Annotated in this window: 25 protein-coding genes and 2 pseudogenes; 17 read left to right on the forward strand and 10 right to left on the reverse strand. The window is 60.1% G+C overall.

Going from position 1 to position 25,724, the window contains the following annotated elements:
* Positions 1–24: 24 nt before the first annotated feature.
* Positions 25–402: pseudogene (locus MHH62_RS20900) on the forward strand (DNA-3-methyladenine glycosylase); the annotation flags it as partial.
* Between the two features lie 156 nt (positions 403–558).
* Positions 559–1,875, forward strand: a complete 1,317-nt coding sequence (locus tag MHH62_RS20905; RefSeq protein ID WP_103451869.1) for a bifunctional DedA family/phosphatase PAP2 family protein — start codon at positions 559–561, stop codon at positions 1,873–1,875.
* Here the strand turns inward: MHH62_RS20905 and MHH62_RS20910 are convergent.
* The 4 genes from MHH62_RS20910 to MHH62_RS20925 form a co-directional block, all read right to left on the reverse strand.
* Positions 1,869–2,084: a hypothetical protein gene (locus MHH62_RS20910; protein ID WP_019818751.1), complete on the reverse strand. Its 216-nt coding sequence runs from the start codon at positions 2,082–2,084 to the stop codon at positions 1,869–1,871. The genes MHH62_RS20905 and MHH62_RS20910 overlap by 7 nt on opposite strands.
* A gap of 100 nt (positions 2,085–2,184) precedes the next feature.
* Entirely contained in the window at positions 2,185–2,775 is a 591-nt protein-coding gene (locus tag MHH62_RS20915) for an LON peptidase substrate-binding domain-containing protein (protein WP_275968277.1), read from the reverse strand.
* Between the two features lie 21 nt (positions 2,776–2,796).
* On the reverse strand, positions 2,797–3,513 hold the full coding sequence (locus MHH62_RS20920) for an LrgB family protein (RefSeq protein WP_014720092.1): 717 nt from the start codon (positions 3,511–3,513) through the stop codon (positions 2,797–2,799).
* Positions 3,510–3,863, reverse strand: a complete 354-nt coding sequence (locus tag MHH62_RS20925; protein WP_003194494.1) for a CidA/LrgA family protein — start codon at positions 3,861–3,863, stop codon at positions 3,510–3,512. The genes MHH62_RS20920 and MHH62_RS20925 overlap by 4 nt, the downstream gene beginning before the upstream one ends.
* 184 nt (positions 3,864–4,047) lie before the next feature.
* On the opposite strand from MHH62_RS20925, the gene MHH62_RS20930 reads away from it, so the two are divergent.
* The 3 genes from MHH62_RS20930 to MHH62_RS20940 all read left to right on the forward strand — a co-directional run bounded on the left by MHH62_RS20930 (position 4,048) and on the right by MHH62_RS20940 (position 7,057).
* Positions 4,048–4,503, forward strand: a complete 456-nt coding sequence (locus MHH62_RS20930) for a MaoC family dehydratase (RefSeq protein WP_019818757.1) — start codon at positions 4,048–4,050, stop codon at positions 4,501–4,503.
* Positions 4,504–4,667: 164 nt separating this feature from the next.
* Positions 4,668–6,386, forward strand: coding sequence for a C13 family peptidase (locus tag MHH62_RS20935; protein ID WP_019818759.1), 1,719 nt, complete (start codon positions 4,668–4,670; stop codon positions 6,384–6,386).
* A 29-nt stretch (positions 6,387–6,415) separates the two neighbouring features.
* Positions 6,416–7,057: an oxidoreductase gene (locus tag MHH62_RS20940; protein ID WP_014720096.1), complete on the forward strand. Its 642-nt coding sequence runs from the start codon at positions 6,416–6,418 to the stop codon at positions 7,055–7,057.
* A 143-nt stretch (positions 7,058–7,200) separates the two neighbouring features.
* Here the strand turns inward: MHH62_RS20940 and MHH62_RS20945 are convergent, their stop codons facing one another.
* The 4 genes from MHH62_RS20945 to MHH62_RS20960 all read right to left on the reverse strand — a co-directional run bounded on the left by MHH62_RS20945 (position 7,201) and on the right by MHH62_RS20960 (position 10,321).
* Positions 7,201–7,485: a YceK/YidQ family lipoprotein gene (locus MHH62_RS20945; protein ID WP_339231818.1), complete on the reverse strand. Its 285-nt coding sequence runs from the start codon at positions 7,483–7,485 to the stop codon at positions 7,201–7,203.
* Positions 7,478–8,107 carry a flavin prenyltransferase UbiX gene (gene ubiX, locus MHH62_RS20950; RefSeq protein ID WP_339231820.1) on the reverse strand — a complete coding sequence of 210 codons (630 nt, stop codon included), beginning with the start codon at positions 8,105–8,107 and terminating at the stop codon, positions 7,478–7,480. The genes MHH62_RS20945 and ubiX overlap by 8 nt, the downstream gene beginning before the upstream one ends.
* On the reverse strand, positions 8,104–9,453 hold the full coding sequence (gene mpl / locus MHH62_RS20955; protein ID WP_014720099.1) for a UDP-N-acetylmuramate:L-alanyl-gamma-D-glutamyl-meso-diaminopimelate ligase: 1,350 nt from the start codon (positions 9,451–9,453) through the stop codon (positions 8,104–8,106). Before mpl ends, ubiX begins: the two co-directional genes overlap by 4 nt.
* Before the next feature lie 109 nt (positions 9,454–9,562).
* Positions 9,563–10,321 (reverse strand): hypothetical protein, encoded by a 759-nt coding sequence (locus tag MHH62_RS20960; RefSeq protein WP_224796998.1) that lies wholly within the window; start codon positions 10,319–10,321, stop codon positions 9,563–9,565.
* Between MHH62_RS20960 and MHH62_RS20965 the strand changes: the two genes are divergently transcribed.
* A complete protein-coding gene (locus tag MHH62_RS20965; protein ID WP_177480889.1) occupies positions 10,308–10,592 on the forward strand; it encodes a hypothetical protein in 285 nt (94 codons plus the stop codon). The genes MHH62_RS20960 and MHH62_RS20965 overlap by 14 nt on opposite strands.
* Positions 10,593–10,937: 345 nt before the next feature.
* Here the strand turns inward: MHH62_RS20965 and MHH62_RS20970 are convergent, their stop codons facing one another.
* Positions 10,938–12,848: a sigma-54-dependent Fis family transcriptional regulator gene (locus MHH62_RS20970; protein WP_014720101.1), complete on the reverse strand. Its 1,911-nt coding sequence runs from the start codon at positions 12,846–12,848 to the stop codon at positions 10,938–10,940.
* A gap of 272 nt (positions 12,849–13,120) precedes the next feature.
* Here MHH62_RS20970 and MHH62_RS20975 point away from each other — a divergent pair, with 272 nt between their 5' ends.
* The 10 genes and pseudogenes from MHH62_RS20975 (at position 13,121) to MHH62_RS21020 (ending at position 24,215) form a co-directional block, all read left to right on the forward strand.
* Entirely contained in the window at positions 13,121–14,641 is a 1,521-nt protein-coding gene (locus MHH62_RS20975) for an aldehyde dehydrogenase family protein (RefSeq protein ID WP_005791797.1), read from the forward strand.
* 216 nt (positions 14,642–14,857) lie between these two features.
* A complete protein-coding gene (gene eat / locus MHH62_RS20980) occupies positions 14,858–16,291 on the forward strand; it encodes an ethanolamine permease (protein ID WP_003194515.1) in 1,434 nt (477 codons plus the stop codon).
* 63 nt (positions 16,292–16,354) lie between these two features.
* Positions 16,355–17,749, forward strand: coding sequence for an ethanolamine ammonia-lyase subunit EutB (locus MHH62_RS20985; RefSeq protein ID WP_014720103.1), 1,395 nt, complete (start codon positions 16,355–16,357; stop codon positions 17,747–17,749).
* Positions 17,746–18,582 carry an ethanolamine ammonia-lyase subunit EutC gene (gene eutC, locus MHH62_RS20990; protein ID WP_339231824.1) on the forward strand — a complete coding sequence of 279 codons (837 nt, stop codon included), beginning with the start codon at positions 17,746–17,748 and terminating at the stop codon, positions 18,580–18,582. The genes MHH62_RS20985 and eutC overlap by 4 nt, the downstream gene beginning before the upstream one ends.
* Positions 18,583–18,671: 89 nt before the next feature.
* A complete protein-coding gene (locus MHH62_RS20995; protein WP_014720105.1) occupies positions 18,672–19,130 on the forward strand; it encodes a GNAT family N-acetyltransferase in 459 nt (152 codons plus the stop codon).
* Positions 19,131–19,451: 321 nt separating this feature from the next.
* Complete coding sequence (locus MHH62_RS21000) at positions 19,452–20,108, forward strand: DedA family protein (protein WP_003194521.1); 657 nt, start codon at positions 19,452–19,454, stop codon at positions 20,106–20,108.
* A 6-nt stretch (positions 20,109–20,114) separates the two neighbouring features.
* Positions 20,115–20,930 carry a M90 family metallopeptidase gene (locus tag MHH62_RS21005; RefSeq protein ID WP_339231826.1) on the forward strand — a complete coding sequence of 272 codons (816 nt, stop codon included), beginning with the start codon at positions 20,115–20,117 and terminating at the stop codon, positions 20,928–20,930.
* Positions 20,931–21,039: 109 nt separating this feature from the next.
* Entirely contained in the window at positions 21,040–21,567 is a 528-nt protein-coding gene (gene ppa, locus MHH62_RS21010) for an inorganic diphosphatase (RefSeq protein WP_003176323.1), read from the forward strand.
* A gap of 211 nt (positions 21,568–21,778) precedes the next feature.
* Complete coding sequence (locus tag MHH62_RS21015; RefSeq protein WP_014720107.1) at positions 21,779–22,549, forward strand: S24 family peptidase; 771 nt, start codon at positions 21,779–21,781, stop codon at positions 22,547–22,549.
* Positions 22,550–23,094: 545 nt separating this feature from the next.
* Positions 23,095–24,215, forward strand: a pseudogene (locus tag MHH62_RS21020) (Fic family protein).
* A gap of 64 nt (positions 24,216–24,279) precedes the next feature.
* Here the strand turns inward: MHH62_RS21020 and MHH62_RS21025 are convergent.
* Positions 24,280–24,516: a hypothetical protein gene (locus tag MHH62_RS21025; RefSeq protein ID WP_003194531.1), complete on the reverse strand. Its 237-nt coding sequence runs from the start codon at positions 24,514–24,516 to the stop codon at positions 24,280–24,282.
* Between the two features lie 505 nt (positions 24,517–25,021).
* On the opposite strand from MHH62_RS21025, the gene ycaC reads away from it, so the two are divergent.
* Positions 25,022–25,654 carry an isochorismate family cysteine hydrolase YcaC gene (gene ycaC / locus MHH62_RS21030; RefSeq protein WP_014720109.1) on the forward strand — a complete coding sequence of 211 codons (633 nt, stop codon included), beginning with the start codon at positions 25,022–25,024 and terminating at the stop codon, positions 25,652–25,654.
* Positions 25,655–25,724 lie beyond the last annotated feature (70 nt).

A 25,724-nucleotide genomic window follows, 5' to 3' on the forward strand; every position in this document is an offset into this window, starting at 1 on the left:
TCTTACAGGTATTATACGCCCGACTTGATCAAATCGGCCTATCCCTGGGTCGACGACATTTCCGGCGCGGCGAGCCTGGCGCAGATGCTGTTGAACAACCCCAACCCCGATGGCAGCCCACGCCCCTCGCAGAAACTCTGTGCGGGCCAGACGCTGCTGTGCAAGGCCCTGGGCCTGAAAGTGCCGATGTGGGACGCCAAGCGCTTCGATCAGGAACTGCTGTATGTCGAAGACGTGGGCCAGGTGCCCACGCAGATTATCCAGACCACACGCCTGGGCATCCCCAGTGGGCGCGATGAACACTTGATGTACCGCTTCGTCGATGCTGGCTATGCGCCTTATTGCACGCGGAACCCGATGCGTCGGGGGCAGGTCGAAGGCCGGGATTATTTTTTGATTTAACGCGCGACACATCCCATGTGGGAGCTGGCTTGCCTGCGATAGCAGTGGGCCAGGCAACTTCAATGCTGGCCATGCCGCAGCCATCGCAGGCAAGCCAGCTCCCACAGTTGAATTTCACCGCCTCAAATTCTGTTTTGTATGCATGGAGTGGATTGTATGGGCCAATGGCTCGATAGCATCACCGGCTGGTTGACCCTCAACCCACAATGGCTGGCAGCCGCGGTGTTTATCGTCGCGTGTGTGGAGTGCCTGGCGATTGCCGGGTTGATCGTGCCGGGCACGGTATTGCTGTTCGCAATCGCCGCGTTGGCTGGCAGCGGTGCGCTGCCTTTGAGTGAAACCCTACTGCTGGGCTTCCTCGGCGGTTTATTGGGCGACGGCGTTTCCTATTACCTGGGCCGCCATTTCCATCAGAACATCCGGCGCCTGCCCGGCCTGCGCCAGCATCCTGAATGGATGAACGGCGCAGAAACCTACTTCCACAAGTACGGAATCGCCAGCCTGTTGGTCGGGCGTTTCATCGGCCCATTGCGTCCCATGCTGCCCATGGTCGCCGGCATGTGCGACATGCCCTTCCCGCGCTTTGCCGTTGTGAGCATCATTGCCGCAGCGGGTTGGACCGTGGCCTATCTGCTGCCGGGCTGGGCTGCCGGCGCCGCGTTCCGCCTGCCGTTGCCGGAAGGCTTCTGGCCGGAAGCGGCGATTATCGCGGCGTGCCTGGCGGTGCTGCTGGGGCTGAGTTTGAACAGCAGTTGGCGCGGGCATCGGCGCGCCACCTTGTGGATCGGTTGCGCCAGCCTGGTGTTGTTGATCGCGTTGTTTATCGGCTACCCCCATCTCAACAACTTCGACCAGGGCCTGAGCGCCCTGGTGCAAGAGCATCGCAGCCCGTGGCTGGACGAAGTGATGGTACGGGTCACCCAACTGGGTGAGTTCAAGAAGATGTTCTTCGCCAGCGCGGTGTTCACTGGCCTGTTGCTGTTGGCACGGCAGTGGCGCCACGCGGTGTTTGTCGGCGCCACCCTCGCTGGCGCGGCAGTGATCAACACCGGCACCAAGCTGTTTTTCGCCCGGGGCCGCCCGGAAATCCTCACCGACCCGCTGACCAGCTTCAGCATGCCCAGCGGCCATGCCTCCGGTGCTTTTGCCTTCTTCCTGGCGCTCGCGGTATTGGCCGGTCGCGGTCAACCCACGCGGCTGCGCCTGACCTGGATGCTGCTAGGCTGCATTCCGGCGGCGTTCATTGCCTTGTCACGGGTGTACCTGGGCGCCCACTGGCCGACGGACATCCTGGCCGGCACGTTGCTGGCGATGACCGTGTGTGCGTTCAGCCTGACGGCCATCCAGTACCGCAGCCCATTGCCAGCCATGTCGCAAAAAGCCTGGTGGCTGGTGCTGCCCGCCGTGGTGGCCGTGCTCGGTTTTATCGCCTTTACCGGCACGCCCCACGCCCTGCTCAGGTACGCCTACTGACCCTTGGCCGGGCCGATCCAGTCCACGGAGGCGCTGCGCCGTTCAACGCAACGTTCGCGGCGCTCCAGTAACATCTCATCAGCCACTTCGGCGGCGCGCTCGGCAATGTACTCCGCGCCCCGCGTGGCTTGCTGCTGGAGTAATTGCGTGGTCACGCTGACAAAATAAGCGTCCCACGCCACTTGTTCCGAGGGTGTCAGCCGAATCATGGTTCTCTCCGATCATTGTTGTGTGATCGGAAAATAGTGCAGGCGACACCGTGGAGACGACCGAGCAAAGTCTGAAAGCGCTGTCAGGCAAATCCGAACCTCAGGTGAACAGCTCACCCTGCAGTTCATCGAGCAACATCTGGATCGCATCCAGCCGTTGCTGTGGGTCGTCCAGTTGCAGCAAGTCGATCTTGTCAGCTTCGGTAAACGGCAACAGATAGGCCAATTGATTGCCCAGGGCTTGCTGGCCTTCGGCGTGGCCGCCCATGTCCAGCGAGGCCACCATCGGGTGCTCGGCCAGGGCCTCAAGCAACGCCAGCAAGTCGGCGTCCTCTTCGCCCAGCGGCGGGTCCGGCAACTCTTGCAACCATTGCACTTGGGCCACCAGCAATTGGTCTTTCTGCACGTCGGCCTCACACACGCGGAATCGACGGCCACCTTCGACGCGAATGCCCAGCAGGCCGTTATCCTGCTGCTTGAAGTCACGAATCAGCGCTTCACAACCGACAAGCGCATAGCCGTCAGGGGCCGCGCCCACCTCTGAGCCATCCAGGATGCACACCACACCAAAGCCTTCGCCCTTTTTCATGCAACGGCCGATCATGTCCAGGTAGCGCGCCTCAAATATCTGCAAGTCGAGGATGCAGCCCGGGAACAGCACAGTGTTGAGGGGGAATAGCGCCAGACTCATAACGGTTTCCTTAAACCTGGGTTAAACAATGACCGACACCGCCAACGGTAGGAACACCGCCGTGGCCACGCCCATCAAACTCATGGCCAGCGCCGCGAAGGCGCCGCATTCTTCGCTTTCCTGCAGGGCCACCGAAGTGCCGACGGCGTGGGCGGTCATGCCCAAAGCCATGCCGCGCGCTTCGGGGCTGCGCACTCCCAGCCGTGACAAGAGCGCTGGGCCGATCATCGCGCCGACCACCCCAGTGATCAACACAAACACCGCCGCCAAGGCCGCTACGCCGCCGATCTGCTCGGCCACCAGCATGGCAATCGGCGAGGTCACCGACTTGGGCGCCATGGTCATCAGCACCCGGTGCTCAGCCCCGAACCACCACCCCAACGCCACACAAAGACCAGTGGCCAATACCCCGCCTACCACCAGCGTAGTAAAAATCGGCCAGAACAATTGGCGAATCCGTCGCAGGTTCAGATAAAGCGGCACCGCCAGGGCCACGGTCGCAGGCCCCAGCAGGATGCCCATGATCTCGGTGCTCTCGCGGTATTCGGCGTAGCTCAGCCCGCAGGTGAGCAGCACGCCGATCACCAGCAACATCGACACCAGCACCGGCTGCAGGAAGATCCAGCGGGTTTTCTCGAACCCCGCCAGCACCAGCTGATAGGCGCCCAGGGTGATACCGATACCGAACAGCGGGTGATGAATGACCGCCGTCCAGGCGCCCTGCCAGTCGAGGATCATTGGTCCTTCTCCTTGCGCTTGACCATCTGCTGCATCAGCACACCGACAAAGCCCATGGCGATCACCAGCGACAACACCAACGCCCCGACGATGGCCCAGAAATCCGCCACAATGTCCTTGGCGTACACCATTACCCCCACGGCCGGCGGCACCAGCAGCAGCGGCAGGTAACGCAACAGGCTGCCGGCCGCCAGGCTCAGGGGCTCGCCGACTTCACCGCGCCAGACCAGAAAGCCCAGCATCAGCAACAAGCCGATGATGGGCCCAGGCAGCACCGGCACCAGCAAATGATTGATCGCGGTGCCGATCAGTTGAAACAGCACCAGCCAGGTCAGGCCACGTAACAGCATCCCGCTCTCTCCCCCTCAAATCCCGCGCGCATTATAAGCACGCCCGCCCTATGCTCCGGCATTCGCCAAAAGCATGTTGGGTTGACCGGGCTGATTGCCCGTGATGATCTACAGTGGTTCTCTGCAACCAAAAAAAACGCCCCTTATCAACGGGCACATAAGTGATGAACCAAGGAGAGACGCAATGCCCTATGTACCCGTAGCGCAGCTCAAAGATTACGTCGGCAAGGAACTGGGACGTTCCGAATGGCTCATCATCGACCAGGCGCGTATCAACCTCTTCGCGGAAGCCACCGGCGATCATCAGTTCATCCACGTCGACCCGATCAAGGCGGCGCAAACCCCGTTCGGCAGCACCATTGCCCATGGGTTCCTGTCGCTGTCGCTGATGCCCAAGTTGATGGAAGACATCCTGATCATGCCCGAAGGCTTGAAAATGGCCGTCAACTACGGCCTGGACAGCGTGCGCTTTATCCAGCCGGTGAAGGTGAACTCCAAGGTGCGCCTGAACGTCACCCTCACTGACGTCACCGAGAAAAAGCCGGGCCAATGGCTGTTCAAGGCGACGGCCACCCTGGAAATCGAAGGCCAGGAGAAGCCGGCCTACATTGCCGAGTCGCTGTCACTCTGCTTCGTATAATCACCACACCTTCCTCTGTAGGAGCGAGCTTGCTGAATAAATGCGGTGCCTGTGAGTTTTTCGCGGGCAAGCCCGCTCCTACAGGTGGTAGATCCTGCGCATAGACCACTAGGTTCGGCACCCCGGCTACGGCATACTCGGCGCTCAATTATCCGGATCCCGCTATGCGCCCACTCGCTCCCCTTGCCCTTGCCCTGTTGCTCACCGCTTGCGGAGACGGCGAATCGCTGTTGCCGCCCGATGCGCGCCTGCCCGATGGCGGACGCTACCGTGGCGATGTGGTCAACGGTTTGCTGCAAGGCCAAGGCCGTGTGGACTACCCCAATGGCAGTTGGTACGCCGGCCAGTTCGACAAAGGCCAGTGGCACGGCCAGGGCGAATGGCATGGCAGCAATGGCGAAGTCTATAAAGGCGAATTCAAGCAGGGCCTGTTTGATGGCCAGGGCAGCCTGACCACGTCGGGCAGCAGCTACGTGGGCGGCTTCAAGAATGGTCGACGCAACGGCGAAGGCACCCTCAAAGAGGGGCAGATGACCTATCGCGGCGAATTCCAAGACGACCAGTATTCAGGCCTCGGCCGCCTGGAACTGGCCGACGGCAGCCAGTATCAGGGCCAGTTCGCCCACGGCAAGCCCAATGGCGAAGGCCAGCGCAATGACGACAGCGGCAACCAGTTCAGCGGCCGCTTTGTCGATGGCCAACTGGAAGGCAATGGCACCTTTAATAGCGCCGAGGGCGATATCTATGTCGGCCAATTCAAGCAGAACCAGCTCAACGGTAAAGGCCGCTACGAGAACGCCGACGGCGATGTATGGATCGGCCAGTTCAAGGAGGGCGCGCTGACCGGCAAAGGCGAACTGATCGGGGTTGATGGCAGCCACTACGTCGGCCAGTTCAGTGACTGGCGCTTTACCGGCGAAGGGCGTCTGAACCTCACCGATGGCAGTTTCTATATCGGTGGCTTTGACAGTGACAACTATCAAGGCCGTGGCACCCTGGTCCTCACCGACGGCACCGTGCAGTCCGGCACCTGGGTCAATGGCCTGCGCGTACGCGACGCCGAGGGCAAGCTGCTGCCCGACCCACTGGAGACCGGCATACTGGCACAAGGCCGCTTGCTTGATGACGCCCTGGCGACCGTGCCCGCGTCCACCCCGGCGGTGGAACTGTACACCCTGGTGCTGGCCGGTGACGGCAAACAAAGCGTGTTCCTGCGCGAAGCCGATTACGTCAGCAACCTGCTCGCCACCCGCTTCGGCGCGCGCGGGCAAGTGCGCCTGGTCAACCACCGCGACCATATCGCCGACCGCCCCCTGGCCACCCGCGAAAGCCTGCGCCGCTCGGTACAAACCCTGGCCGAACGGACCGGGCCGGAAGACCTGGTGTTCATTTACCTGACCAGCCATGGCACCCATGAGCATGAGCTGGTGCTCGACCAACCGCGCATGGAACTGGCCGACCTGCCCGCCGACGAGCTGGCCGCCGTGCTCGCACCGCTGAAAAACCGCGACAAGGTCATCGTGATCTCCGCATGTTATTCCGGCGGCTTCATACCGGCGCTCAAAGATGAGCGCACCCTGATCATGACCGCCTCCCGCGCGGACCGCGTGTCGTTCGGCTGCTCGGAAGAAGCAGACTTCACCTACTTCGGTGATGCGCTTTTCGCACAGGCTTTCAACCAAACGGATGATTTGCAACACGCCTTCAAACTGGCACAACTGCACGTGGCCGAACGCGAGCAGGCGGACAATTTCGAAGCCTCCGAACCGCAGATCTGGGCGCCTAAGGGCGTGATCGCCCATTGGCAATTATTACGTAAACAGCAGGCACGAAAGGCGCTCGAAAGCGTCTCAATGAATAGCAAGGAAGCCAAAGGCAACTAAGCTGTAACGTGTAACAAGGGGGAAACACCATGTACCTGACACCGCAGCATATCTTGCTGGCCGGGGCCTCCGGCCTCACTGGCGAACACCTGCTCGACCGCCTGCTCAACGAACCTACCGTGACCCGCGTGCTGGCACCCAGCCGCAAACCATTGGCTGAACATCCACGCCTGGAAAACCCGGTAGGCGACCCGGCGGTGTTCCTGCCGCAACTGAGCGGCCGCGTGGATATTGCCTTCTGCTGCCTGGGCACCACGATTAAAAAGGCCGGCTCGGAAGCGGCGTTCCGTGCGGTCGACCTGGACATGGTAGTGGCCTTCGCCAAACGCGCACGGGAACTGGGCGCGCGGCATCTGATCGTGATCAGTGCGATTGGCGCCGACCCGAAATCCTCGGTGTTCTACAACCGGGTCAAAGGGGAAATGGAACTGGCGCTCCGAGCGCAAGACTGGCCGCAGTTGACCATCGTACGTCCCTCGCTGCTGCTGGGTGAGCGACTGGAACCGCGCCTGGCCGAACAGTTGGCCGGCCCGCTGTCACGGCTTATCCCGGGCAAGTACCACGGTATTGAAGTCTGCGAACTGGCCCGCGCCATGTGGCGCCTGGCGCTGGAAGAACAGGATGGCGTGCGGGTGGTGGAGTCGGACGAGTTGCGCAAACTCGGCAAGTGATGATGCAGGGCTGTTACTGATCGTTCCCACGCTCTGCGTGGGAACGCCGGTTATGACGCTCTGCGTCATGCTTGGGACGCGGAGCGTCCCCGACTGCATTCCCACGCGGAGCGTGGGAACGATCCACCCAGGTAGCCCTTATCTTACAGCCCGCCCGTGGCGTTGAAGCCAACCCCCAGCACCGTCAGCACCGTCAGTGGCAACAACAAGGTATCGAGCAACGCACTGGCCGGCAGGTCGAGATGGGGAGAGCTCGGGGCCTCGGCACCAAAGCGGTCCTTGGCGCAGCAGCCGCCATTGATCGCGTACAGATCCAGGCGCGTGCCGGCATACACCACCGGGGCGCCCGGTTGCGCGGCATCCAGCGTGCGCGCGGTGGCACAGCCGGTGAGTTGCAGCGCCATCAAGAGCAGCAGTGCTTTATTCATCGCCGGCCAGGTGGTGCTCACCCCAACGTGGCAGCATGTCCTGGGGAATGTTCAACAGGTTGAGAATGCGCGCCACCACAAAGTCCACCAGGTCATCGATGGTCTGTGGCTGGTGATAGAAGCCTGGCGACGCGGGCAGAATGGTCACGCCCATGTTCGACAACTTGAGCATGTGCTCCAGGTGAATGCTCGAATACGGCGCTTCGCGCGGCACCAGGATCAATTGGCGGCGCTCTTTTAAGGTCACGTCCGCCGCCCGTTCGATCAGGTTGTTGCAGGCGCCCGTGGCAATCGCCGACAAGGTGCCGGTGGAACAAGGCACCACCACCATCGCCGCTGGCGCACCGGAGCCTGAGGCTACCGGCGACATCCAGTCTTCTTTGCCGTAGACCTTGATCTGCCCCGCCGCTGCGCCGGTGTACTCGGTGAGGAATGCCTGCATCATCTGCACCTTGGAAGGCAGCGCGACATCGGTCTCAGTCGCCAGCACCAATTGCGCCGCCTTGGAGATCAGAAAATGCACCTCACGGTCTTCACGTACCAGGCAATCGAGCAGGCGCAGGCCATAGGGCGCACCGGATGCGCCGGTCATCGCCAGGGTAATGCGTTCCGGCCCCCTCATTTCAGTGCCTCGGCCAGCTTGCCGTGCAGGCCGCCGAAGCCGCCGTTGCTCATGACCACCACGTGGGTGCCGGCTTGGGCCAAGGACTTCACATGCTCAATGATGCCTTCCAACGAATCGCAGACTGTGGAGGGCACGGTGCATAGCGCAGCAATCGCGGGCAAATCCCAGCCAAGGTTGGCCGGTGCATACCACACCACCTGGTCGGCATCGTTGACGCTCTCGGGCAGGCCATCACGGTGCGCGCCCAGCTTCATGGAGTTGGAACGCGGCTCGACGATGGCAATGATCTGCGCATCGCCGACGCGCTTGCGCAGGCCATCCAGGGTGGTGGCAATTGCGGTCGGGTGGTGGGCAAAGTCGTCGTAGATGGTAATTCCATTTACTTCAGCGACTTTCTCCATGCGCCGCTTCACACTCTTGAACGCGCTCAAGGCGGCAATGCCCATGGCTGGTACCACGCCAACATGCCGAGCGGCAGCCAGGCTCACCAAAGCGTTGGCCACGTTGTGTTGGCCGGTCATGCCCCAATCGACGATGCCTTGGGCATGGCCTTCGAACAGCACTTCAAACCGTGAACCATCTTCGCTGAGCAACCTGGCCTGCCACTGCCCACCCGCGCCGGTGGTTTGCACCGGGGTCCAGCAGCCCATGTCGATCACACGCTGCAACGCAGGCTCGGTGGTGGGATGAATGACAAGGCCCTCACTTGGAATAGTGCGCACCAAGTGGTGGAACTGGCGCTCAATCGCCGGCAGATCGGGGAAGATATCCGCGTGATCGAACTCAAGGTTATTCAGGATCGCTGTGCGTGGGCGGTAATGGACGAACTTGGAGCGCTTGTCGAAAAAGGCGCTGTCGTACTCGTCGGCCTCGATCACAAAAAACGGTGTCTCACCCAGGCGCGCTGATACCGAGAAGTTCTGCGGCACGCCGCCAATCAGGAACCCCGGGCTCATGCCCGCATGCTCCAGCACCCAGGCGAGCATGCTGCTGGTGGTGGTCTTGCCATGAGTGCCTGCCACTGCCAGGACCCAACGGCCTTGCAGCACATGGTCGGCCAGCCACTGGGGGCCGGAGACGTAAGGCAAGCCTTTGTTCAGTACGTATTCCACCGCCGGATTGCCGCGCGACATGGCGTTGCCGATCACGACCAGGTCCGGCACCGGGTCGAATTGCGCGGGGTCGTAACCTTGGGTCAGCTCAATCCCTTGCGCCTGTAGCTGCGTGCTCATGGGGGGATAAACATTGGCATCGGAGCCAGTTACATGATGGCCCAGCTCCTTGGCCAGAACCGCCATCGAACCCATGAACGTACCGCAGATACCCAGAATATGAATGTGCATAGTCGACCTCGTAAACATCGAGGCAGGTTAGCGTAGGGTGGGAAAGTTCGCACGCTTTAGCTGAGCGCGAAACGCCCGCCGGTAGGATCCGGCGGGCAAAAAGGCTGCCTTAAACGGAGGCCTCGGTTTTTTTGGCTTCCGCGTCTTTCAGGGTAATGATCCGGTCAGCCGCCTTTTCCAAGGCGCGATAACGGCGCTCTATCACGCCTAAGCGGCCCCCCGTGCCTGGGGCGGTTTCTGGTTCGAGGTGAGGTTTGAAAATAATGCCGTTATCCTCGGCCACTTGCTTCATATGGGTTTCCGAAATGCTCAGTAACTGCTCAAGGTTATCCAAGCGTGCCCCCCGCTCCTTGGGCCAGGCGTCGCCCATGGCAAGCCGGTCTTCAGTATTTCCCGACGCCAGCGTGATGATGACATTGGCAAATTCCAGCACCACTTTTTCTACCCGGTCCAGATGGCGCGTGGCCGAAGGCGTTGGCGTATCCGATGTGGTTGGCGCGGCTACTTGCGGTGTAGACGCGGGATCTGGCTTTGCAGTACCAGGCAAATGCGGCGGCGGCAATGGCGACGGTACATACTGGCCCTTGATCGCCTCTCCCGCGGCCACGGACCCGGCGTATGCGCCCACATTGATCGGCGCGCTGACGATGCCATTGACGCCCGCGTTGATGAACGCGTCCTTGATCGTCTTGCCTGTTGAAGGTGAGGTGGAAATAACCCCTGCCTTGACCAGCCTGTCGGCATCCAAAAGCCGCTGGGTGACATCGGCCACACTGATCTTGGGCGGTTCCACCGGCTTTACGGAGACAACCCCGCCACTGGTGGGCGTTTGAGGCCCCCTGGTCACTACGCCCTTGAGTTTATCCAAGGCCGACTGGCTTGAACTGGCTGCGGTCGAGCTGGTACCAGGGTTATTTCCACCCAGTGCGTTCTGCAGCCTGGTGGCAGTGGGATTGACCGGGGCGGGCGGCACCCTGGTCGATGGACCGGGGGACACGGACGCAGGCGACGGCACCTTGATCGATGGCGTGGGAGACACGGGCGCCGTGGGCCGGGTTGCGCCTCCAAATGGGAACCGCCGTCCGAAGAAGGAGATTCCACGCTTGTTGCGTACCTTCGGCGCTTGGTCGGCCTCCTGAGCAGAAGGCGGCGTGTCATGGTCAGGCTGAGGGGGGTCCATCGGTTCGCCCCAGCCCGTTATCGAGTGTTGCGGTGGGGAGGTGGGCGTAACATCAAGTTGAACAGGGAGTTGTGGCACAGGAGTCGTTATTGGACTTGTAATATTCATGTGTTGTCACCCTAGAAGTTTCAAACAGCGGTGTTTAAGGGCAATTAATGCTCTGCCCTTATTCCATCAGTGCTTAAAACAACGTGCCACGTTCCGGGACGACGTGAACGGGTAGAGCGATAAAAAACCTTAAATGACGTGGGACAAAAACGAGTCGTCCGCAATAACGGAGTTATTCCGACAACTGTCGCGCGCCCTAATGCATGGCGCCCCGTGAAATACCATGTTTGCGTAACTTGCGATACAGCGTATTGCGACTGACGCCCAACTGTTCCGCCACATGGCTCATATGCCAGCGCTGCTGCGCCAACGCATCGAGTAATGCCTGGCGCTCGGCGCTCTCCAGTGGCAAAGCGTACGGCGCATCCGCCCTTGCCCCTTGCGGCCGCGCCTGGCGAATCAGCGCCGGCAAGTCTTCAAGACCGACTCGCCCGCCCTCACAGAGTGCCACCACCGTGCGCAACACAGTACGCATCTGCCGCAGGTTGCCGGGCCAGTGGAATGCCAACAAGGCCTGGCGCGTCGACTCGTCGAGCATCACCTGCTCGGTGCCTGCTTCCTGCGCCAAGAGGAAATCCAACAGTTGCGACTTGTCACTGCGCTCGCGCAACGGCGGGAGGGCGACTTCCAAGCCGTTCAAGCGGTAATACAGGTCTTCACGAAAGCTGCCATCGGCCACCCGTTCCAGCAAATTGCGGTGCGTGGCGCTGATGATGCGCACGTTCACGGCTTGGGGTTCGCCGCCGATAGGCACCACCAGGCGATCCTCCAGCACCCTTAACAGGCGGGTTTGTAACGCCAGGGGCATGTCGCCGATTTCGTCGAGAAACAGCGTGCCACCATCGGCCTGTTGCAGCTTGCCGCGCATGCCTTCTTTAAGGGCGCCGGTGAAACTGCCGGCGCGATAGCCAAACAGTTCGCTCTCGATCAGGTTTTCTGGAATCGCCGCACAGTTCAGCGCGATAAAGGCCTTGTCGCCCCGCTGGCTGCCCTGATGCACGGCCTTGGCGAAGGCTTCTTTACCGCAGCCGGTTTCGCCGTTGATTAGCAAGGGCACATCGCGCTCGAACACTCGCGAGGCCTTGCGCAGCTCATTTTGCAACGCCGGGTCGCCCAGGCAGATACCCAATGGGCGTGACGCCTGTGGCTTGATGATAGGGGCCGGCGCACTGCGCGGCTGGCCTCGCAGCGCTGCGAATAAAGGCCGACCATCGCGGGTGCGCAGCGGCCAACTGGCCGTGGCATTTGCGCTGGCCCGCCCCAGCAACTGATCCAGGGAGCAGTCGAAAAACGCTTCCACCGGCTGGCCCACCAAGCCGCCGCGCAACTGCCCCAACAGGTTCAGGGCGCTCTGGTTGACCGCACAAATGTGCCCTTCGCCATCAAACGCCAGCAAGCCTTCGCTGAATAACCCGACCGACTCGGCCTGCAGGTGAAAACGCAACAGCCAGTGGTGTTCGAAGTGGCGCAGGAAGTAGCAACTTTCGATCATCTTGGCCGACAGGTTCACCAGCGCCATGGTGTGGAACTGGCTTTGGCGCGACACGGCTTCGCGGGCCGAGGACACATCCAGCACCGCCAGCAATTCACCATGAGGATCGAACACCGGGCTGGCCGAACAGGTCAGCCCGGTATGACGGCCGCGAAAATGCTCGTCACGGTGGATCGTCAACGACTGCCGCTCTACCAGGCAGGTGCCGATGCCGTTAGTGCCTTCGCAGGCTTCGCTCCAGTCAGCGCCCAACCATAAACCGGCGCGCTCGAAAATCTTGCGCTCCGACGGCGCGGTGACACAGTTGAGGATCACCCCGCGCGCATCGGTGAGCAGCACCGCATGGCCGGCACCGGAAAGTTGCTGGTGCAGGCTATTCATCTCGCTGCCGGCGATGTGCAGCACCTGGCGCAGGCGTTCGCGACTTTCCAGCAGGCGCCCGTGTTCAAGCACGGTAGGCGCGATGGTCAGCGCCGGGTCGAGGTGGTAGTCCTCCACGCAGCGCAGCCAGGAGCGGGCGATGGACGGGTCGCTGCCCGGCCCCTGGGAAAGCTCTTGGCCACGGGTGACGGTCAGGACTTGCTGGGCATGGCGGCTGAAATGATCGTTATGCATGTTCTTATTATTCTCCCTGCGTGAGAACGCCCAGCATCCCCCAGCCATTGGGCCTTTGCAATCCCGGCCCGACCCACCGGTCACAGGCTGTACCGCTTATGGCACAAACTGTCACCACGCCTGTACCACACCTGTCACGGCACCGCCTTGCGACAAAGCCCAACCCATTGATTTTGTTGGCCCGCACAGCAGTGGCCCAACCTTTGCTCTACGCTTTATAACGCGCTTGCCGCGCTGTACTCCAATAAACATAAAAGCAGGAGATGCTCACCATGCGTTATGCACACCCCGGTACTGAAGGCGCCATCGTTTCGTTCAAGGCCAAATACGGCAACTACATCGGCGGCGAATTCGTGGCGCCAGTCGATGGCAACTATTTCTCCAACACCTCGCCGGTCAACGGCAAGCCGATAGCCGACTTCCCGCGTTCCACCGCCAAAGACATCGACAAGGCGCTGGACGCCGCCCACGCCGCTGCGGACGCCTGGGGCAAAACCTCGGCCCAGGACCGTTCGCTGGTGCTGCTGAAAATCGCCGACCGCATCGAGCAAAACCTCGAACTGCTGGCCATCACCGAAACCTGGGACAACGGCAAGGCCGTGCGTGAAACCCTTAACGCCGACATCCCCCTGGCTGCCGACCACTTCCGCTACTTCGCCGGCTGCATCCGCGCCCAGGAAGGCAGCAGCGCCGAAATCAATGAGCTCACCGCCGCCTACCACTTCCACGAGCCGCTGGGCGTGGTCGGCCAGATCATCCCGTGGAACTTCCCGCTGCTGATGGCCGCCTGGAAACTCGCCCCAGCCCTGGCCGCCGGTAACTGCGTGGTGCTCAAGCCCGCCGAGCAAACGCCGCTGGGCATCAGCGTGCTGATGGAGCTGATCGGCGACCTGCTGCCACCGGGCGTGCTGAACGTGGTGCACGGTTTCGGCAAGGAAGCCGGCGAAGCCCTTGCCACCAGCAAGCGCATCGCCAAGATCGCCTTCACCGGCTCAACGCCTGTGGGCTCGCACATCATGCATGCGGCGGCCGAGAACATCATTCCGTCTACGGTGGAGTTGGGCGGCAAGTCGCCGAACATCTTCTTCGCCGACATCATGAAAGCGGAACCTGCATTTATCGAAAAAGCCGCCGAAGGCCTGGTGCTGGCGTTCTTCAACCAGGGCGAAGTGTGCACCTGCCCTTCCCGTGCTCTGGTGGAAGAGTCGATCTACGACGACTTCATGAAAGTGGTGATGAAAAAGGTCGAGTCGATCAAGCGTGGCGACCCGCTGGATACCGACACCATGGTCGGCGCCCAGGCGTCCGAGCAGCAGTTCGACAAGATCCTGTCTTACCTGGAAATCGCCAAGGGCGAAGGCGCGCAATTGCTCACGGGCGGCAAGGTGGAGAAGCTCACCGGCGACCTGGCCACCGGTTATTACATCCAGCCGACCCTGCTCAAGGGCACCAACGATATGCGTGTGTTCCAGGAAGAAATCTTCGGCCCGGTGGTGAGCATCACCACCTTCAAGGACGAAGCCGAAGCCCTGGCGATTGCCAACGACACCGAGTTCGGCCTGGGCGCTGGCCTGTGGACCCGCGATATCAACCGCGCCTACCGCATGGGCCGGGCGATCAAGGCTGGCCGCGTGTGGACCAACTGCTACCACCTGTACCCGGCGCATGCCGCGTTTGGCGGTTACAAGAAGTCTGGCGTGGGCCGTGAAACCCACAAGATGATGTTGGATCACTACCAGCAGACCAAGAACTTGCTGGTGAGCTACGACATTAATCCGTTGGGCTTTTTCTAACTCAGCCTTATAGCAAGCAACCAGTTCCCAACTTGAAATGCAATCAAGTGTGGGAGCTGGCTTGCCTGCGATAACGATGTATCAGCCAAATAAGGGGTAGCAGACAGGCCGCTATCGCAGGCAAGCCAGCTCCCACATTTGATATCACACGCAATTGCTACCTCGTTCGGCACACAGACGCCGAGTCAAAAACAATAAGAATGGAAGGTACTTCCCATGCCTAGCGAACCCACTGGTTCTTCTGTCGACTTCGAAAAAGTCGGCACCGATTATTTTCAACAACGCGAACTGAAAAAAGGCGCCGCCGGCTGGGTACTACTGGTTGGCCTTGGCGTCGCTTATGTTATTTCCGGCGATTACGCCGGCTGGAACTTCGGCCTGGCCCAGGGCGGCTGGGGTGGCATGTTCCTCGCCACCTTGCTGATGGCCACCATGTACCTGTGCATGTGCTTTTCCCTGGCCGAGTTGTCGTCCATGATCCCCACTGCTGGCGGTGGCTACGGTTTTGCCCGCAGCGCTTTTGGCCCTTGGGGCGGGTTCCTCACCGGTACTGCCATCCTTATCGAATACGCCATCGCGCCCGCCGCCATCGCGGTGTTTATCGGCGCCTATTGCGAGTCGTTGTTCGGCATTGGCGGCTGGATGATCTACCTGGCGTTCTACATCATCTTTATCGGCATCCACATCTTTGGTGTGGGCGAAGCCTTGAAGCTGATGTTCGTGATCACCGCCGTCGCCGCGATTGCCCTGGGCGTGTTCCTGGTGTCGATGGTGCCGCACTTCAACGTCGCCAACCTGCTGGATATACCCGTGACCGAGGCCAAGGGCGCCAGCAGCTTCCTGCCGTTCGGCTACGTCGGCGTGTGGGCCGCGATCCCTTATGCCATCTGGTTTTTCCTGGCGGTGGAAGGCGTGCCGCTGGCCGCTGAAGAAACCAAGAACCCCAAGCGCGACCTGCCGCGCGGGCTGATCGGCGCGATTGTGGTGCTGACCAGTTTTGCCCTGTTGATCCTGGTGATCGCGCCGGGCGGTGCGGGCACTTATGCGCTGATCAAATCCGGCAACCCGCTGGTTGAAGCCTTGGCGTTGTCCTACGGCGGTTCCACCTGGATGGGCAGCTTCGTCAACCTGGTCGGCCTGGCCGGTTTGATCGCGAGCTTTTTCTCGATCATCTACGCCTATTCGCGGCAGATCTTTGCCTTGTCCCGTGCCGGTTACCTGCCGCGCAAATTGTCCGAGACCAACAAGAGCAAGGCGCCAGTATTGGCACTGGTAATCCCCGGGATTATCGGCTTTGGCCTGTCGCTGACCGGCCAGGGTGACTTGCTGATCCTGGTGGCGGTGTTTGGCGCCACGATTTCCTACGTGTTGATGATGGCCGCCCACATCACCCTGCGCATCCGTCGCCCTAAAATGGAGCGGCCATACCGCACACCCGGTGGCATCTTCACCTCAGGCGTGGCACTGGTGCTGGCTTGCGTGGCCGTGGTGGCGGGCTTTCTGGTGGACCCGCGCGTGGTGATTGGCGCGGCGATCATCTATGGAGTATTAATTGCTTACTTTGCTTTCTACAGCCGGCATCACTTGGTAGCAGGCACGCCGGAAGAGGAATTCGCGGCGATCCAGGCCGCAGAGGCCGCCCTGCACTAACTGCCGAAAACCTCGACGCGGCGCCTTGCCCACAGCAGGCGCGCGTCACCAAGGAGACACTGTATGGCAAGCTTTTCCCACGCGGTGGGTGCTCAAACCTACCGCTTCGACAGCCTCAAGGACGTGATGGCCAAGGCCAGCCCGGCACGCTCCGGGGACTTCCTCGCCGGTGTCGCCGCGCAGAATGACGGCGAACGTGTGGCGGCGCAGATGGCGCTGGCAAATATCCCGCTCAAGCACTTCCTGCAGGAAGCATTGATTCCTTATGAAAGCGATGAAGTCACCCGGCTGATCATCGACACCCACGATAAACAGGCGTTTGCAGCGGTCAGCCACCTCACTGTCGGCGGCCTGCGCGACTGGCTGCTCAGCGATGCGGCCGATGAACAGGCCCTACGCGCATTGGCGCCAGGGCTGACACCGGAAATGGCCGCGGCCGTGTCCAAGATCATGCGCGTGCAAGACCTGGTGCTGGTGGCGCAGAAGATCCGCGTGGTCACCCAGTTTCGCGGCACCCTGGGCCTGCGCGGGCGCTTGTCCACGCGCTTGCAGCCCAACCACCCCACCGATGAACCGGCCGGCATCGCGGCGAGCATCCTCGACGGCCTGCTGTACGGCAACGGCGACGCCATGATCGGCATTAACCCGGCCACCGACAGCATCGCCTCGATCTGCGCCATGCTTGAAATGCTCGACGCGATCATTCAGCGCTACGACATCCCCACCCAGGCCTGTGTGCTGACCCACGTCACCACCTCCATCGAAGCGATCAACCGCGGCGTACCGCTGGACCTGGTGTTTCAGTCGATTGCCGGTACCGAAGCGGCCAATGCCAGTTTCGGGATCAACCTGAACGTGCTGCAGGAAGGTTATGACGCGGGCTTAAGCCTCAAGCGCGGCACCCTGGGCCAGAATCTGATGTACTTCGAAACCGGCCAGGGCAGCGCTTTGTCGGCCAATGCGCACTTTGGCGTCGATCAGCAAACCTGTGAAACCCGTGCCTATGCCGTGGCCCGGCACTTCAAGCCGTTTCTGGTGAACACGGTGGTCGGTTTTATCGGCCCGGAGTACCTCTACAACGGCAAGCAGATTATCCGCGCCGGCCTGGAAGACCACTTCTGCGGCAAACTGCTCGGCGTGCCCATGGGTTGCGACATCTGCTACACCAACCACGCCGAAGCCGACCAGGACGACATGGACACCCTGCTGACCCTGCTCGGCGTGGCCGGCATCAACTTCATCATGGGCATCCCCGGCTCCGACGACATCATGCTCAACTACCAGACCACCTCGTTTCACGACGCCCTGTACGCCCGGCAAACATTGGGTTTAAAACCGGCGCCGGAGTTCGAGCAGTGGCTGGCGAAAATGGGCATCTTCACGCAGGCCGATGGCAAAGTGCATTTTGGCAATAGCTTGCCACCGGCCTTTCGTCACGCCTTGGCGCAATTGGGATGAAGGAGCCGACTGTGCAACCAGAAATGCCTGACAACCCGTGGCTGGAACTGCGCCGCCTCACCCCGGCGCGTATTGCCCTGGGCCGCACCGGCACCAGCCTTCACACCAGCGCCCAACTGGACTTCCAGTTTGCCCACGCCCAGGCGCGGGACGCGGTGCATTTGCCGTTCGATCACACCGGCCTCAGCCGCCAATTGGCCGAACGTGGCCGAGACAGCCTGTTGCTGCACAGCGCCGCCACAGACCGGCACATGTACCTGCAACGCCCGGACCTGGGGCGACGCTTGAGCGATGAGTCGGCGCAAACATTGCGCGACTACGCTTCGGCCCAGCCCGGCGGGGTGGACTTGGCCATCGTAGTGGCCGATGGCCTGTCGGCATTGGCGGTGCATAAACACACAGCACCGTTTCTGGCGCGCCTGGAAGAACAGACTCACGCCGAAGGCTGGTCCTTGTCACCGGTGATCCTGGTAGAGCAAGGCCGCGTGGCGGTAGCCGATGAAATCGGGCAGCTACTGGGCGCCAAGATGGTGGTGATCCTGATCGGCGAACGACCGGGGCTCAGCTCGCCGGACAGCCTGGGCCTGTATTTCACCTACAACCCCAAGGTCGGCCTCACCGATGCCTATCGCAACTGCATCTCCAACGTGCGGCTGGAAGGCCTGAGTTATGGCATGGCGGCCCATCGCCTGCTGTACTTGATGCGCGAGGCGTGTCGCCGGCAGTTGTCGGGGGTTAATCTCAAGGATGAGGCACAGGTTCAGCCCCTCGAATCGGACGACCCGGACCTGATGAAGGGCAATTTCCTGCTCAGCCCGCCCGATGACCGATAGCGGCAAGATTGCGCTTTTTGGCGTCATTAGGCAGCATCGAGTCACGGCCGCTCGTGTGGTCATACCCCATTTGGAAGTTGAGGCCTGGCATGCGGATTACTCAAGCGACCCTGGAACACCTGGACCTGTTGACCCCGTTGTTCGTCAAATACCGCGAGTTCTACGGGGCCCTGCCGTTCCCGGACTCGTCACGGGCCTTTTTGGAAAAGCGCCTGCGGCGCAAGGAGTCGGTGATCTACCTGGCCCTGGCCGACGATGATGACAAGCGGCTGCTGGGGTTTTGCCAGCTCTATCCGAGCTTTTCCTCACTGTCTCTCAAGCGGGTATGGATCCTCAACGACATCTATGTGGCCGAGGATGCGCGCCGGCAACTGGTGGCCGACAACCTGATGCGCACGGCCAAGAAAATGGCCAAGGACACCCACGCGGTACGGTTGCGGGTATCGACCAGCAGCGATAACGACGTGGCGCAGAAGACCTATGAGTCGATTGGGTTTCGCGAAGACACCGAATTCAAAAACTACGTGTTGCCGATCAACGAAGACTGAAAACCGGTAAGCCAAACACCGCAATATCCTTGTGGGAGCTGGCTTGCCTGCGATGGCGAAGTGTCAGCGAGCACTTCTCATACTGACCCACCGCTATCGCAGACAAGCCAGCTCCCACATTGGGTCCGGCGACTGGCTTGAAGCCCAACCCCTTCACAATTTCGCGACACTCCCCGCTACAAAAGCCACACGCTTTTCACCTCTCAATCCGTATAATGCCGACCTTTCAGGGTTGTAAGAACCGCGACAATTACTTGTAGCCTTATTGCCTGAGCTTCCGCACAAGCCCGCTGAGCCGGGCCATTCACACAGGTGCCATCCATGGATTTCAACCCGCTTGACCTTATCCTGCATCTCGACGTTTACCTCGATATGCTGGTAACCAACTACGGTCCGTGGATCTACGCCATTCTGTTCCTGGTGATTTTTTGCGAAACCGGCCTGGTGGTCATGCCCTTCCTGCCGGGCGACTCCTTGCTGTTCATTGCCGGTGCCGTAGCGGCCGGCGGCGGTATGGACCCAGTCCTGCTGGCCGGCCTGCTGATGCTGGCGGCCATCCTCGGCGACAGCACCAACTATGTGATCGGACGAACGGCGGGCGAGCGCTTGTTCAGCAACCCGAACTCCAAGATCTTCCGCCGCGACTACCTGCAAAAGACCCACGACTTCTACGACAAGCACGGCGGCAAGACCGTGACGCTGGCGCGCTTCCTGCCGATCCTGCGTACCTTCGCGCCGTTCGTCGCGGGCGTGGCCAAGATGCCGTATCCACGCTTCTTCGGCTTCAGCGTACTGGGCACCATCCTGTGGGTCGGCGGCCTGGTGACCTTGGGTTACTTCTTCGGCAACGTGCCTTTTATCAAGAAGAACCTGTCGCTGCTGGTGGTGTTCATCATTCTGCTGTCCCTGGTGCCGATGATTATTGGCGTAGTGCGCAGCCGCTTTGGCCGCACGTCCTCCGAAGCCAACCCGCACTGATTGCCCGTGTGGTCCTTCAGCGCCTGGCGTCGCCGGCGCCTGCTGGCCAAGCACCCGATTGCCGATGACATCTGGCAACGGGTGCGCCACCACCTGACCTTCCTCGACGGCATCACGCCGGAGCAAGATCAGTGGCTACGCGAAGCCTGCGTGGTGTTCCTCAGCGAAAAACACCTCACCGCCCTGCCTGGCGTCGAACTGCACCAGGAACAACGCCTGCTGCTCGCCGCCCAGGCGCAACTGCCGCTGATGAACCTGGGCGACCTCGACTGGTACCAAGGCTTTCATGAGATCGTGCTGTACCCCGACGACTTCCTCAGCCCACAACGCCATCGCGATGCCAGCAGCGTCGAACACGAGTGGGACGGCGAACACAGCGGCGAAGCTTGGCAACAGGGCCCGGTGATCCTCGCCTGGCCCGGCGTGCTCGCCAGCGGCCAATGGGAAGGCTACAACCTGGTCATCCACGAACTGGCGCACAAGCTGGACATGCTCAACGGCGACGCCAACGGCCTGCCACCGCTTCACCACGACATGCGCGTGCAGGACTGGGCCAGCGTCATGCAAGGCGCCTTCGATGACCTCAATCGCCAGTTGGACGCCAACCCGGACGCCGAGACCGAGATAGACCCTTATGCTGCGGAAAACCCGGCGGAGTTCTTTGCCGTCACCAGCGAGTATTTCTTCAGCGCCCCGGATTTACTGGTCAACAGTTATCCACAGGTGTACGCCCAACTCAGCCGCTTTTATCGCCAGGATCCCCTGGCCCGCCTGACTCAACTGCAAGCCAGCGACCTGCGCTACGCGCCACAGGGGGAATGACCGTACGACGCTTGGCGCATGGCATCGGCGTCAGAATATGCCTATAATCGCCGCCACTTTTAGGCCAATCCGGCCATGTCATATGGCCAACTAACGGGGGCAACGCCCAATGAGCTACAGCAAGATTCCGGCTGGCAAAGACCTGCCGAACGACATCTACGTCGCCATCGAAATTCCGGCCAACCACGCGCCGATCAAATACGAAATCGACAAAGACAGCGACTGCCTGTTCGTTGACCGTTTCATGGCCACCCCGATGTTCTACCCGGCCAACTACGGTTTTATCCCTAACACCCTGGCTGACGACGGTGACCCCCTCGACGTGCTGGTCGTGACCCCTTACCCGGTCACCCCAGGCTCGGTTATCCGCGCACGCCCAGTCGGCATCCTGAACATGACCGACGACGGCGGCGGCGATGCCAAAGTCATCGCAGTGCCACACGACAAGCTGTCCCAGCTGTACGTGGACGTGAAGGAATACACCGACCTGCCGCCACTGTTGCTGGAACAGATCAAGCACTTCTTCGAGAACTACAAAGACCTCGAAAAAGGCAAGTGGGTGAAGATCGACGGTTGGGGCAACGCAGACGCCGCCCGCGCCGAGATCATGAAGTCGGTTGCCGCCTACAAAGGCTGATACCCGCGCCTCATTGCCACGGCAATTAAAAAGCCCCGTTAATTCGGGGCTTTTTTATGGGCCGAATTAAACATCAAGTTCAATGTTTATTTGCAGCGTTTAACTAAGTTGCACACCTGAAAGATCCTGCCACAACTAAGCCAAATCCTACAACCGCAAATCAACGCATGGTTTATTTGATTAGACTTTCCGGCCAGTAAACTCTGCGTTTATGAATACATCAGGTGATCGTTTAAAAGCGCTATTACGGGAAGTTCATCTTTCCGCCTCCGACTTCGCCAAGAACCGCGGCGTCACGCCTCAGCACGTGAACAACTGGTTCAAACGCGGGGTCCCCATGGGCCGACTCAACGAGATCGCAGAGTTGCTGTGCGTCTCAAGTCGCTGGTTAAGCGACGGCAAAGGCCCCAAACACCCGCCCGCCAACTACCTGTTGGAAGGCCCCACCGCAAGGATTGCAACCGCCCGCGAAGACACAGGCAAATACCTCACAGGCCCCGCCTGCCGCCCGGAAAAAACCGACGTGGAGATCCCCCTCCACCCCACCTTCACCTCAACCGAACGCATCCGCGTCTCCCTGCACAGCCTGGAAACACTCAACGTAAACCCCGACCGCGCGATAGGCGCCTACATGGTCGACAACAGCATGATCGACATCATCCAACAAGGCGCCACCCTCGCCATCGACCGAGGCCGTACCCAAATCATCGACGGTGAAATCTACGCCGTCGAACACGACGGCATGCTGCGCATCAAATACCTCTACAACCGCCCTGGCGGCGGCCTGCGCCTGCGCAGCCACAACGCCAGCGAACACCCGGACGAATACCTCAACCACGAGGAACGCTTCGAGCAAAGCTTCAAGATCGTCGGCTGGGTATTCTGGTGGTCCACCCTCAACAACCGCCGCCCACCGGTGCCACTGGATGAACACCTGCTGGGCTGGGAAGGCTCTAAATCGGAACCGGAGGTGGGCAACTGAAGTGAATGTGAGTATCATGCGCCGCACATTTGGCAGGGGTCGCTTCTAGCTGACTCCCTGCTGGCGAAGCGGAGGAGTTCCCGCGGATGCCCTACTATTCAGCCCGACGCAATGTGGGCTGAGCGATTTGAAGGCTGGTGAGGTTTGTCAAAAACAAGCTGAGGCAGTCCCCGAGAAGCCGGCCACAAGCCGGCTTTTTAATCCCCCCCCTTAAACATCAATCACGTAGCCTTAAAGATCCACTCTGCCCCCCCTGAACATGTCTCTGGTGCAATAGGCAGCCATTCAAAGGCCAGTGGGCTCCAGCAATATCAAAATGACTCGACGCAATCTAGGTGTATTACCCCTTCTTCATTGCTTCACCCAAATAGTCAGCGACCTGATCGATATCCAACATGTCGCCAACAGCGACGCGAGGATGAAACATGTCGCAAAAATACAAAAATAACGACACGTTATGCACGCAGGCTTTCACTAGCGACATGACAAGGGCGCTTATAAAAGCGGCCTTACCTTTAACTGGACGTCCTAGTGAGCGTGCGCCCATGACTAACCCCCAACGGCCTTGGCAGGCGGATAGACCCTATAACCAGCTTCCACCCTTGCCGCCAAAGGCAGAACTGGAAACCCGAGCAGTCCTCAAACGCTGCATCGAAGCTCGAGCAGCCTTGGCCGAATTGAAACAAGCAGCCGAGCTGATTCCTAACCAGACGATGCTGATCAATACGATCCCGCTGCTGGAAGCCAAGGACAGCTCCGAGATCGAAAGTATTGTCACTACTACAGATTACTCTTTCAGCATGCCCAGGATTGCGCCAATCATGCAGATCCCGCGACCAAAGAAGCCCTCCGGTACCGCAAGGCTCTACATAACGGTTTCCAGCCTCTGGCTGAACGTCCACTCTCTACCGGCACAGCAGTAGAGATCTGTCGAACGCTCAAGGGTGTAGACATGGACATCCGTCGAGTGCCAGGCGTCCAGCTAGCCAATGATCGGACCGGAGAAATCATCTATACCCCACCAGAGGGCGAAGATCGCTTACGCGACTTGCTCACCAACTGGGAACGTTTTCTACACAACGAGACAGACCTCGACCCGCTGGTTCGCATGGCTGTCGGACACTATCAGTTCGAGGCTATTCATCCATTCACAGACGGCAACGGTCGTACCGGGCGCGTGCTAAACACCCTGTATCTGATCCAGGAAGGTCTGTTGAATCTACCGATTCTTTACCTTAGTCATTTCATCATTGCGCATAGAGCCGATTACTATCGACTACTGCTTGATGTCACACGCGAACAGGCCTGGGAGCCCTGGCTGCTGTACATGCTTACTGCCGTGGAAGAAACCGCTCGCTGGACCAGTGCAAAAATTGCCGCCATTCGCAGCCTGTCCGAGCACACCAGCCAATTTGTTCGCGAACGTTTGCCGAAAACCTACTCACGCGAATTGGTGGACGTGATTTTTGAGCAGCCCTATTGCCGTATTAGCAACGTCGTCGACAAGCAGATCGCTCAGCGCCAGGCTGCTTCTCGCTACCTCAAAGAGCTGGTCTCCATTGATGTTCTGCAAGAGGTTCAGGTCGGAAAGGAAAAACTGTTCATTCATCCAAAGCTGATGCAGTTGCTGATTCGCGACAGCAACGAATTCAAGCCCTATTTCTGAGCCGAAATTAAGGAAATCGTGAATAAGTCGCCTGGACGATCAAAACCGAACAGGCGACGTCATATCACCTAGGCTGCAAACACTCCACAGCCCTATCCGCCACCATCTTCGCCATCTCCACCAAATGCATCACCGCCCTCTGTGGCGCAGCCACTGACTCGCCGATCACCTGCGACGTAGCCAGCGCACAATGCAGCAGCTCAGCCACCTGCACCCAGGCATCCTCGAAGCTCAGTTCTTCATTGACCGTAAATGGGTTGGTTGCGCCTGACGACGGCGAATCCGAAACAACGTTATCCATAGCAAAACTCCAATCGATAATTTGAAGCTGCCAATTACGCGACTAAACGAAAGGTGGCAGCTGTACGCAGGTTAGTCGACCGGTCGATTGGAACCCGGCGCACCCGAAGGTGCCCTGCGCACAGCCACCATAAGATGCAGGCGATGAGGTGCCTGACTCATGAGTTGCATATGCGCCAATCGAATCCGGGCGACTAAACCCGATCACTGAATTAGCAGTGACGGTCAGCAGCCTAGTCACCCAATTCCACTGGCGCAAGCGGTTGGGATTCTCTCGGAAACGTCCTGCAAAGGAAAGGGATCGGACCTGCTAGCTACTCAAAATCAGGCAATTCACTCCTGGTCTGCACAGCGACCCGGAGGCCTGAAATCGGGTGCCAACTATTGTCCACTTTAAGTTGACAGTAAGACTCCTTCCACCCGATTTATCCCTCGTCACCTACCCATTAATCTGTGCCCATGTTGAACGCAACGCCCAACCAACCTAAACAAAAAAGGATTCAACCATGAGCACTGCAACCTACAACCGCTTGAACAAAGACGACGCCATTGTTCTGCTGGTCGACCACCAGACCGGCCTGATCTCCCTGGTGCAGGACTTCTCCCCCAACGAGTTCAAGAACAACGTGCTGGCCCTGGCTGACCTGGCCAAGTTCTTCAACTTGCCGACCATCCTCACCACCAGTTTCGAGCAAGGCCCTAACGGCCCGCTGGTGCCGGAGCTGAAGGAGATGTTCCCGGACGCGCCGTATATCGCTCGCCCTGGTCAGATCAACGCCTGGGACAACGAGGATTTCGTCAAGGCAATCAAGGCCACCGGGCGTAAGCAGATCATCATTGCCGGTGTGGTGACGGATGTGTGTGTGGCGTTCCCGACCTTGTCGGCGCTGGCAGAAGGTTTTGAGGTGTTTGTGGTGACGGATGCATCGGGCACGTTCAATACCACCGTGCAGCAAGCGGCGTGGAGCCGGATGACGCAGGCCGGTGCGCAGTTGATGAACTGGTTCTCGGTGGCGTGTGAGTTGCACCGCGACTGGCGCAACGATATCGAAGGGCTGGGGAATTTGTTGTCCCAGCGGATTCCTAACTACCGCAATTTGATGAACAGCTACTCGGCCCTGTCTGCTCGCCAGAGCTAAGACTGCCATGCTCCGTATTGAGCCTGCCTGAAAAGGCAGGCTTTTTTATGGGTGTAGATTGAGAGGCGTG

Source organism: Pseudomonas sp. FSL L8-0168 (assembly GCF_037976155.1).
In the GTDB taxonomy this organism is placed as follows: domain Bacteria; phylum Pseudomonadota; class Gammaproteobacteria; order Pseudomonadales; family Pseudomonadaceae; genus Aquipseudomonas; species Aquipseudomonas paracarnis.

Coding starts and splice junctions, on each gene's coding strand:
- MHH62_RS20905 (WP_103451869.1), top strand. CDS start 559: ATGGGCCAATGGCTCGATAGCATCACCGGCTGGTTGACCCTCAACCCA.
- MHH62_RS20910 (WP_019818751.1), bottom strand. CDS start 2,084: ATGATTCGGCTGACACCCTCGGAACAAGTGGCGTGGGACGCTTATTTT.
- MHH62_RS20915 (WP_275968277.1), bottom strand. CDS start 2,775: ATGAGTCTGGCGCTATTCCCCCTCAACACTGTGCTGTTCCCGGGCTGC.
- MHH62_RS20920 (WP_014720092.1), bottom strand. CDS start 3,513: ATGATCCTCGACTGGCAGGGCGCCTGGACGGCGGTCATTCATCACCCG.
- MHH62_RS20925 (WP_003194494.1), bottom strand. CDS start 3,863: ATGCTGTTACGTGGCCTGACCTGGCTGGTGCTGTTTCAACTGATCGGC.
- MHH62_RS20930 (WP_019818757.1), top strand. CDS start 4,048: ATGCCCTATGTACCCGTAGCGCAGCTCAAAGATTACGTCGGCAAGGAA.
- MHH62_RS20935 (WP_019818759.1), top strand. CDS start 4,668: ATGCGCCCACTCGCTCCCCTTGCCCTTGCCCTGTTGCTCACCGCTTGC.
- MHH62_RS20940 (WP_014720096.1), top strand. CDS start 6,416: ATGTACCTGACACCGCAGCATATCTTGCTGGCCGGGGCCTCCGGCCTC.
- MHH62_RS20945 (WP_339231818.1), bottom strand. CDS start 7,485: ATGAATAAAGCACTGCTGCTCTTGATGGCGCTGCAACTCACCGGCTGT.
- ubiX (WP_339231820.1), bottom strand. CDS start 8,107: ATGAGGGGGCCGGAACGCATTACCCTGGCGATGACCGGCGCATCCGGT.
- mpl (WP_014720099.1), bottom strand. CDS start 9,453: ATGCACATTCATATTCTGGGTATCTGCGGTACGTTCATGGGTTCGATG.
- MHH62_RS20970 (WP_014720101.1), bottom strand. CDS start 12,848: ATGCATAACGATCATTTCAGCCGCCATGCCCAGCAAGTCCTGACCGTC.
- MHH62_RS20975 (WP_005791797.1), top strand. CDS start 13,121: ATGCGTTATGCACACCCCGGTACTGAAGGCGCCATCGTTTCGTTCAAG.
- eat (WP_003194515.1), top strand. CDS start 14,858: ATGCCTAGCGAACCCACTGGTTCTTCTGTCGACTTCGAAAAAGTCGGC.
- MHH62_RS20985 (WP_014720103.1), top strand. CDS start 16,355: ATGGCAAGCTTTTCCCACGCGGTGGGTGCTCAAACCTACCGCTTCGAC.
- eutC (WP_339231824.1), top strand. CDS start 17,746: ATGAAGGAGCCGACTGTGCAACCAGAAATGCCTGACAACCCGTGGCTG.
- MHH62_RS20995 (WP_014720105.1), top strand. CDS start 18,672: ATGCGGATTACTCAAGCGACCCTGGAACACCTGGACCTGTTGACCCCG.
- MHH62_RS21000 (WP_003194521.1), top strand. CDS start 19,452: ATGGATTTCAACCCGCTTGACCTTATCCTGCATCTCGACGTTTACCTC.
- ppa (WP_003176323.1), top strand. CDS start 21,040: ATGAGCTACAGCAAGATTCCGGCTGGCAAAGACCTGCCGAACGACATC.
- MHH62_RS21015 (WP_014720107.1), top strand. CDS start 21,779: ATGAATACATCAGGTGATCGTTTAAAAGCGCTATTACGGGAAGTTCAT.
- MHH62_RS21025 (WP_003194531.1), bottom strand. CDS start 24,516: ATGGATAACGTTGTTTCGGATTCGCCGTCGTCAGGCGCAACCAACCCA.
- ycaC (WP_014720109.1), top strand. CDS start 25,022: ATGAGCACTGCAACCTACAACCGCTTGAACAAAGACGACGCCATTGTT.